Source organism: Dysgonomonas sp. 511, from assembly GCF_010501105.1.
Classification (GTDB): domain Bacteria; phylum Bacteroidota; class Bacteroidia; order Bacteroidales; family Dysgonomonadaceae; genus Dysgonomonas.
The window spans coordinates 136,176-144,478 of record NZ_QVMQ01000005.1 but is presented as its reverse complement, the minus strand read 5'-3'; the positions used below and the strand labels follow the sequence as shown (position 1 = coordinate 144,478).

The window sequence follows — 8,303 nt, the reverse complement described above, 5'->3', positions numbered from 1 at the left end:
TCATTGCAACTCTAAGATACATATTTTAGAGTGAACGAAAAAGACCGAAGCTATTAAAAACTTCGGTCTTTCATATTTTGGGGCTTTTGACACACCCTCTCGAAGTTTATTTTCCTGTCGATAATATATTCGGGACGGTTTTTCACTTCATCGAACAATACACCGATATATTGCCCCAGCACACCGATAGTGAGCAACTGCACACCTCCGAAGAAAATAATGAGTATTACAGTAGAAGTCCAGCCTGTAATAGTATTCGCAAATCCGAAGAAATGTCCCAGCCATGCCCACAAGGCATATACAAGCCCTATTACGCAGGCAGGACTACCGAGGCTGATGGATATCAACAATGGCTTTTTCGAAAAATAGAGTAATGCCTTCCTTGCAAAAGACATCATCTTCTTCAAAGGATATTTCGTCTCTCCGGCAAAACGGGCGTCGCGGTCGTAGTAGAAAGGAACTTGCTTAAATCCTATCCATGTAATCAGCCCCCTTATGTACTTTCCTTTTTCACTCAATTTGTTGAAGGCATCTATTGCTTTGCGGTCTATCAGCCTGAAATCGCCGGTATCGAGCGGAAATTCTACTTCCGACATCCTGTTCATTGTTTTATAGAATGTCTTGGCTGTCCATTTCTTGAATGCCGTTTCTCCCTTCCTTTCCTTGCGCACACAATATACAACACTTGCCTGTTCCCTGCCTTGTGTTTCCAGCAATTGCGGAATCAGTTCGGGAGGGTCTTGCAGGTCGGCATCTATAATGACGGCGAAGTCTGTCTTACAACTGTTGAGCCCGGCAGTCACGGCAGCCTGATGGCCGAAGTTGCGGGAAAAGTGTATCACCCTCGCCCTTTTGTCTCCCGTGGCAATGGAATCGAGTATCAGCCCCGTATTGTCTCTGCTGCCGTCGTTGATAAATATAATGTAAGACTCTACTCCCTTCATCGAAGTCAACACCTGGCTCGTCCTTTTATAGAACTCCTGTATTACGGCTTCTTCGTTGAAACATGGTACTATAACCGAAAGTGTTTTGAGCATATCTGCCTATCAGTTTTCAAGTTGATAAATAGAATCGGAAGTGTATGTATTATCCGGCGCGTATATTATCCAGTCGGTAAGTACATCCAACGGGTATGTGTTTATATCGCCTTCGTTTAGTCCTGCTATCCAGTATGGTTGGTTGAGCAGCTTGCCTTCTATCGATCCATTACCGACAGACAACACATCGAACCACAGATGCTCGCGGTCTGTACCATCTTCGCTTTCGTCTACCTGTAGTCCCATTTTTACCAGAAACGACCAAGACTGTTGCTCTTCCTCTTCTTTCTGTCCGAACATTTTCTTGAGGAACGATTTTTTTTCAGGTGCTTTATGGTGTTCGTTAAATGCTTTTTCGAAAGCGGGGAAACGTTCTTTAGCCAGTGCACTCATGCGTTCGGTTTCCTCGTTTGTGATATAATAAATAGGGTTTTCGGCCAGTGTAGGTGCATATATTTCAGGCGAAATCATATTCCCGTCTTCTACGGCAAACAGTACTCCCGATGGTTCGGCGTGTACGCTGTCTACCTCATCCCTGTCGGCAAACCCACCCAGGATGTCTTTCGGCAGGTCTTTAAGCGCTTCTTCCCATCGCAGCCAGCAGAGGTTGATGCCCATGCCATCGTATCCTATGGTAAAGCGTTCTTTCTCTTTGGCAGGGTGTGTCAGGAATTTCTTCACCGTCATATTTATCATGGTATTCATTTCCTCTGCCCCATTGCTGAAGTTGAGCATCTCCAGTTCTACCGACCCGCAACGGTGCAGCCCGTGTGTATGGAACCAGTAGCGGCGTTGGCCTTCTGCTCCTTCTTCGTCGTAAACGCAATGCAGGGTATATAGGTAGTCGGGAGAAGGTGGTATTGCCGATTTGGCTGTCATTCTCAGCCACTTGGCCGAAAGCAGGCGATACGACATAAAGTCTATGGCGAGGCTTGCATCGGGCACGATGGCATTCATTATCTTGAGTTGGAGGTGGAACGATGTTAGCGGGTCGAGTTCGAAATACATCGAGGTTTCGAGATAGTATTCCTGTTCTACCGCTTTTTCGAGTTCGTCTTGTGCTATTGCGTTGGCAAATCCATATTCGCGCAGGTTTATATTCCCCGCTTCGCAGACATAGAATTCTACCCTGAATTCTGTTTCTTTATATTCTATTTCGGCTTCGAAGCTCATGAGGAGGTAATCGCTGTCGTTGGGTGCTTCGGAAAAAGATTTCAGCTTGAAGTCCTTGTTTCCCGCCAGTGATTTTTCTATTTGTGCGGCATCGAATTTAAATTCCTTGTTGGAAGGGAAAATGCCCATTACAGAAGACAAACCGGTCTCGCCATTTTCGAGTAGTTCGTATTTTTCGTTATTATCCATTGTGTAATTAAAAGTTATATAATAAGATTTATTTTCATAGTATTGAACCATACAAACTTAATGAAAATATTGATATTCATAACAGAATGTTTTCTTAAAATATTGCCTGTATTTAATGACAGGGGAGATAGCCATCGGCCACATGCTTTAGTATGCTCCCTTTTGTCTAAAAATGAGCGGCTTGGAATCTAATCACTTTTTGAACACTTCGCTACATAAACGCAAAAAAGGTGTCCTTTATTACTTTTAGGACACCTTCTCGATTTTAATTTTTTCAGAATTTCGTAATACCCATTATCTCGCGAACTTCCGCAAGTGTTTTGCGTGCACTTTCGCGGGCTTTTTCGGCGCCCTGGCTAGCTACGCGGTGTAGGTAGGCGTCGTCGTTTTGGATATCCTTTATGCGTTCGCGTATCGGGTCTGTAACTTTGATAATATCTTCTGCCAATTGCTTTTTAAGGTCGCCGTAGCGTATTTCGCAAGTGTTCCATTTCTCTTCGAAATGTTTTACCACCTCATCGGTAGATACTACTCTGAGGATGGTGAAAAGGTTTTCTATATAGTCGGGCTTTTCCGAGTTGGGAGCCTTAGGTCCTTCGTCGGTAAGGGCGCGCTTCACTTTTTTCTCTATGCTTTTAGGCTCTTCGTCGAGGTAGATGCAGTTGCCTTCCGATTTTCCCATCTTGCCGCTGCCATCGAGCCCCGGTATCTTGATAAGTTCTTGTCCGAAGTTATAGGCAACGGGTTCTTTAAAGTATTCTACTCCGTAAAGGTTGTTGAAGCGGCGGGCAAACTTGCGCGTCATTTCCAGATGTTGCTCCTGGTCTTTTCCCACAGGTACTTTGTCGGCATTGTGCAACAAGATGTCGGCTGCCATCAAAGTAGGGTAGGTAAGAAGGCCTGCATTTACATTGTCTTTGTGCTTCCTTGCTTTTTCCTTGAAAGAGACGGTTTTCGACAACTCGCCCAGATAAACGTGCATATTGAGCAGGAGGTAAAGCTCGCACACCTCAGGCACGTCACTTTGTATATATATGGTAGATACTTCGGGGTCGATACCTGCCGCCAAATATTCGGTAAGTACGCTTTTTACATTGCTATGCAGCAATTTAGGGTCGGGGTGCGTAGTCAGCGAATGGTAGTCGGCTATGAAAAAGAAACATTTGTTTTCATGCTGCATCCTTGTGAAATTCCTCAACGCTCCGTAATAGTTTCCTAAGTGAAGATTGCCTGTAGAACGTATTCCGCTTAATACTGTATCCATAATTTTTTTCTATGTTTTTATTTTTGAAGTACAAATTTACATCTTAATTCTTAGAGTCTGTTTAAGTAACTGTTTAAATTTTATACGAATACTTTATTATTTATGAGAATCAGCAGTTAGAATCTAGCTGCAAAACGTTCTTTTTTATACTGCGCGCAATCACAGATCGGCTCCGCTTCGCTCTGCCGAGCGATGTTTGCTTGCGTTCCTTTTGGCCTAAGCCCCAAAAGGAACCAAAAACTCTTTTGCGCCTCGCTTCGCCGTACGACCCACTTTGCGCCTTGGTTTCTTGTAAAACATAAACTTGTATCTCGTATCTTGTCTACTTGTATCTAAAGATATTGTTGACTGCTAACTGAAAACCTGGTACTTTTGCATCCATATTAGTCTGTTAGTACAAATAATTATGAATAAGAAAACCGTATTATACTGCATTTTTTTGCTCTGTGCACCGTTGCTGCTGGTTGCACAAAAACCTCTTTCTGCGCTCGAAACCTACCTGCAACTACAAGGAATGGAAAACGTGAGCAGGCAAGACAGCACCATAAAGTGCGACCTGAAATATGCTACCACCGACAACTTTACCAAAACAATACTCTACGACAGCTTGTTTAATACTATATACCTGCATCCGCTGGCTGCCAAAAAGCTGCTGGAAGCACAACGTTATTTGAAAAAGCTTCATCCCGAATTGAACCTGCTGGTTTACGATGGTGTGCGCCCCCTAAGTGTGCAAAAGAAAATGTACACCGTAGTGCAAAACACCAAGTATGCCGCCTATGTAGCCAATCCGTCGCGCACGGGGCTGCACAATTATGGCATGGCTGTAGACCTCACCATCTGCGACCAAAATGGCAAGCCCCTCGACATGGGTACGCCTTTCGACTTCTTCGGGCGTGCGGCAGGTACCAACAAGGAGGCCGAACTCTTGGCAGCGGGATTGCTCACCAGCAGGCAGGTGAAAAACCGCCGGCTATTGCGCAAGGTGATGACTTCGGCGGGATTCCTTACCATTAGCGGCGAATGGTGGCACTTCAATGCCGTATCGCTGGGCGAAGCGCGCAGGAGTTATAAAGTAGTAAAGTAAAGTTTGAGTTATGAAAAGATTACACATCACGTTATTCATCACAGGCATCATTAGCCTTTATGCACACAATATGTCTGCCCAGTTTGTAGTAGCACACGACAGCATCAGGGGGCAGATAAACTTCACCGAGCGGATGGGCGATTTTGCAAATATGAAAACTATAGCCAACGATTCGGTCTTTTACCTCTATCCTCCCGACCTGGATATCGACCCGTGGCGGCGCGTAGACTTTTACACCCCTTCGCGGCAAATAGAAAAAGGATATATACGGGGCGATAAATTGATGCGGGTAGACGATTACGAGTTGGTAGAAGTCAGCCGGTTGTCGGCACAAGGCAGGGTTTCGCTCAAGAACGATGATGTGAAAGTAGAGATCGCCGTGGCAAAGGTTACTCCCTCCGATACTTATATCAAGCGCAAGGCCGATGGCGCGTACTATGTAGGCGGCAAGGCGGTGAAAGGAGTGGCAAAAGGCGAAACACCCCAAATACGTTACCAGAGTATAAGTGTCAGTATAAAAGGCAAGACGGTTGCTTTTCCTGCCGGCAGGTACAATTTTCTGCTCGAACCGGAGATAGACAACATGGTCGTATATCATAATCCCGACAAAGACCTGGTATATATAATTGCTAATAATGGCGGTACAAAGGCTTATTACAGTGTGTTGTGGCAGGTGTCTCCAAGGGGAGTTTCCGGCCCGTATGTATTCGATCCTTCGATAAAGTAGTGGTTGCTGTTTCTCTCAGGTCGGTGTTGTGATGGGGATGTTGCGGGTTTTTGCCAAATGTTAATTAACACTTGGAAGGTCGTTTTTTTCGATGCAAAGCTATTGTTTTATAAATGAAACTTTTATCTTCGTTGTTGGATAAGGTTGTATGACGCAACTGCACAGAAGGATAATTAACCGATATACAATAATCTAATAACCCTATTTTGACCTATGAGTGCTATATTACCAGCTAACATCGAACAACAATTCGCCATCGAAGGAACAGTAAAAACTATACGTCCGCTAGGCGAAGGACTTATCAACGACACCTTCTTTATAGAGACTGAAGGCGATAGTCCTAACTATATCCTGCAACGCAAAAATAAGTCCATATTCAAGGATGTGCCTTCCATGATGGACAATATACATAAGGTAACCGGGCATCTGAAGAAGAAAATTGTAGCCAGAGGCGGCGACCCTATGCGCGAGGCTCTTATCGTAACCCCTACGACAGACGGCAAACTCTATTACCAGGACAGCCACGGGGAATATTGGGCGGCATGCCTCTTTATAGAAGATACGATAACCTACCAGACTGCCGATTCGCCCCAGCTGGCAGCGCAGGGCGGCAAGGGTATCGGGCTTTTTCAGGCTATGCTTGCCGATATGAAAGAGCCGCTTGCCGATATTCTGCCCGGGTTTCACAATATGAGATTCAGGTTCGAGCAGTGGGACGATACGCTACGGCGCGACCCTGTAGGGCGGAAAGCTAAGGTGCAAAAGGAAATAGAGTGGATAGAAAGCCGCCGCGCCGAAATGCTTGCCCTGTGGGAGAAAGCTGAGTCGGGCGAGATACCTACACGGGTTACCCACAACGATACCAAGATCAGCAATATACTGTTCGACCAACAGGGGAATGTGCTTTGTGTTATCGACCTCGACACCGTGCTGAGCAGCATTGTGCTCAACGATTATGGCGATGCCATCCGTTCGTATGCCAATGCGGGGCTGGAAGACGATGAGAACCTTGACAATGTATATATCAAGATGGATATATTTGAAGGATATACCAAAGGCTACCTTTCGGAAACTATATCTTTCCTCAACGCTGCCGAGATCGACAACCTTGCGTTCTCTGCCAAGTATATAACCTTCGAGCAAGTGCTTCGCTTCCTGATGGATTATATAGACGGCGACAATTATTATAAGGTGAAGTCGGAAGATCACAACCTGGTGCGTACCCATGCCCAGTATAAGCTATTGCAGTCGATGGAAGCAAGCTACGGTGAAATGTGCCGTATAGTAAAAGATGCTGTAGATAGCCTGAAAAGATAGGTAGGAATGAATATTGACCAAACCGTTTGTCTATGAAGAAGATATTACTGGCCGTTGCGGCCGCATTGCTGATGTATGGTTGCTGCGATAAACCTCAGCAGCCGGGTGGTGTTATTGCAACCGCCACTCCCGGTCGTGCTGCCGGGCAAACAGATGTTCTTGAATTGCGCGCCGATCCGCTTCCTACCGTACGGGTAGCATTTATCGGACTGGGCATGCGCGGCCCCGGTGCAGTGCAGAGGATGACGCATATACCGGGTGTAGAGATAGTCGCACTGTGCGATGTAGAACAGGCAAATACCGAGAAGGTAAACAAGATGCTGGAAGAGCGCGGTTTTCCGAAGGCTCAGGAGTTCTATGGCGATACCGCCGTTTGGCGCAAGGTGAGTGCATTCCCCGATGTAGACCTTATTTATATCGCTACCGATTGGAAGAGCCATGCCATGATGGGCATACAAGGGATGAAAGACGGCAAGCATGTGGCCATCGAAGTGCCTGCCGCACTGACAATGGATGAGATATGGGGATTGATAAACACATCGGAGCAAACGCGCAGGCATTGCATACAGCTAGAGAACTGTGTGTATGATTTCTTCGAACTGACTACCCTCAATATGGTTCAGCAAGGATTGCTGGGAGAGGTAATTCATGGCGAAGGGGCTTATATCCACGGGTTGCAGCCATATTGGGATGAGTATTGGAACGACTGGCGTATGGATATCAACAAAAAACACAGAGGCGATGTATATCCTACGCATGGCTTGGGGCCTGTTTGCCAGGCGATGAATATACATAGGGGCGACAAGATGAACTACCTTGTGTCTGTCGATACCAAAGCGGTTGGCAATCCCGGATACCTGAAGGAGAAAAGGGGAGAGGACGCAACCGGTTTCCGCAATGGCGACCATACATCTACTCTTATACGCACCGAGAAAGGGAAGTCTATCCTTATAGAGCACGATGTGACTTCGCCCCGCCCATACAATCGCATGTACCAGTTGACAGGGACAAAAGGGTTTGCCAACAAATACCCTGTACAGGGCTATGCTCTGGGAGCGGAAGATCTTGATCCGGCATTGACTGCAAACCACGAGAACCTGACCACGCACAGCTTTGTTCCCGATGATGTGCGAAAGGCTTTGATGGAGAAATACAAGCATCCCATAGCCAGGGATATAGAAGAGCTGGCTAAGCAAGTAGGTGGACATGGCGGCATGGACTTTATTATGGATTACCGCCTGATATACTGCCTGCAAAAAGGGCTGCCTCTGGATATGGATGTTTATGACCTTGCCGAATGGTGCTGCCTGATCCCGCTGACGGAGATATCGTTGGACAACAACTCTGCGCCGGTAGAGATTCCCGACTTTACCCGTGGAGGATGGGAGAAGCTGAAAGGATTGAAATTTGAGCAATAGGGTAATGATATATTGACGGGTAAGGTTTCTTAAGGAATGGATGTTAAATATCAAAAAATAATCGGATATTTGTAAAAAGAACCATTTTGTA

At 45.9% G+C, this 8,303-nt stretch carries 7 protein-coding genes; 4 read left to right on the top strand and 3 right to left on the bottom strand.

Annotated elements, in window-relative coordinates; translation table 11 throughout:
* Window positions 1-53 precede the first annotated feature (53 nt).
* The 3 genes from D0T57_RS03730 to trpS form a co-directional block, all read right to left on the bottom strand.
* Window positions 54-1,037 carry a glycosyltransferase family 2 protein gene (locus D0T57_RS03730; RefSeq protein ID WP_163271020.1) on the bottom strand — a complete coding sequence of 328 codons (984 nt, stop codon included), beginning with the start codon at window positions 1,035-1,037 and terminating at the stop codon, window positions 54-56.
* A 9-nt stretch (window positions 1,038-1,046) separates the two neighbouring features.
* Window positions 1,047-2,399 carry a DUF4026 domain-containing protein gene (locus tag D0T57_RS03725; RefSeq protein WP_163271018.1) on the bottom strand — a complete coding sequence of 451 codons (1,353 nt, stop codon included), beginning with the start codon at window positions 2,397-2,399 and terminating at the stop codon, window positions 1,047-1,049.
* Between the two features lie 274 nt (window positions 2,400-2,673).
* Window positions 2,674-3,663, bottom strand: a complete 990-nt coding sequence (gene trpS, locus D0T57_RS03720; RefSeq protein WP_163271016.1) for a tryptophan--tRNA ligase — start codon at window positions 3,661-3,663, stop codon at window positions 2,674-2,676.
* Between the two features lie 406 nt (window positions 3,664-4,069).
* Between trpS and D0T57_RS03715 the strand changes: the two genes are divergently transcribed.
* From D0T57_RS03715 to D0T57_RS03700, 4 genes are all read left to right on the top strand, one after another.
* Window positions 4,070-4,750, top strand: coding sequence for a M15 family metallopeptidase (locus D0T57_RS03715; RefSeq protein WP_163271013.1), 681 nt, complete (start codon window positions 4,070-4,072; stop codon window positions 4,748-4,750).
* Between the two features lie 10 nt (window positions 4,751-4,760).
* Entirely contained in the window at window positions 4,761-5,477 is a 717-nt protein-coding gene (locus D0T57_RS03710) for a hypothetical protein (protein WP_163271011.1), read from the top strand.
* A 213-nt stretch (window positions 5,478-5,690) separates the two neighbouring features.
* Window positions 5,691-6,794 (top strand): phosphotransferase enzyme family protein, encoded by a 1,104-nt coding sequence (locus tag D0T57_RS03705; RefSeq protein ID WP_163271009.1) that lies wholly within the window; start codon window positions 5,691-5,693, stop codon window positions 6,792-6,794.
* A gap of 32 nt (window positions 6,795-6,826) precedes the next feature.
* On the top strand, window positions 6,827-8,212 hold the full coding sequence (locus D0T57_RS03700) for a Gfo/Idh/MocA family protein (RefSeq protein WP_163271007.1): 1,386 nt from the start codon (window positions 6,827-6,829) through the stop codon (window positions 8,210-8,212).
* Window positions 8,213-8,303 lie beyond the last annotated feature (91 nt).

Excerpts from the sequence above, each read along its gene's own strand:
- D0T57_RS03715 (WP_163271013.1), top strand. The coding sequence starts at position 4,070 with ATGAATAAGAAAACCGTATTATACTGCATTTTTTTGCTCTGTGCACCG.
- D0T57_RS03710 (WP_163271011.1), top strand. The coding sequence starts at position 4,761 with ATGAAAAGATTACACATCACGTTATTCATCACAGGCATCATTAGCCTT.
- D0T57_RS03705 (WP_163271009.1), top strand. The coding sequence starts at position 5,691 with ATGAGTGCTATATTACCAGCTAACATCGAACAACAATTCGCCATCGAA.
- D0T57_RS03730 (WP_163271020.1), bottom strand. The coding sequence starts at position 1,037 with ATGCTCAAAACACTTTCGGTTATAGTACCATGTTTCAACGAAGAAGCC.
- D0T57_RS03725 (WP_163271018.1), bottom strand. The coding sequence starts at position 2,399 with ATGGATAATAACGAAAAATACGAACTACTCGAAAATGGCGAGACCGGT.
- D0T57_RS03700 (WP_163271007.1), top strand. The coding sequence starts at position 6,827 with ATGAAGAAGATATTACTGGCCGTTGCGGCCGCATTGCTGATGTATGGT.
- trpS (WP_163271016.1), bottom strand. The coding sequence starts at position 3,663 with ATGGATACAGTATTAAGCGGAATACGTTCTACAGGCAATCTTCACTTA.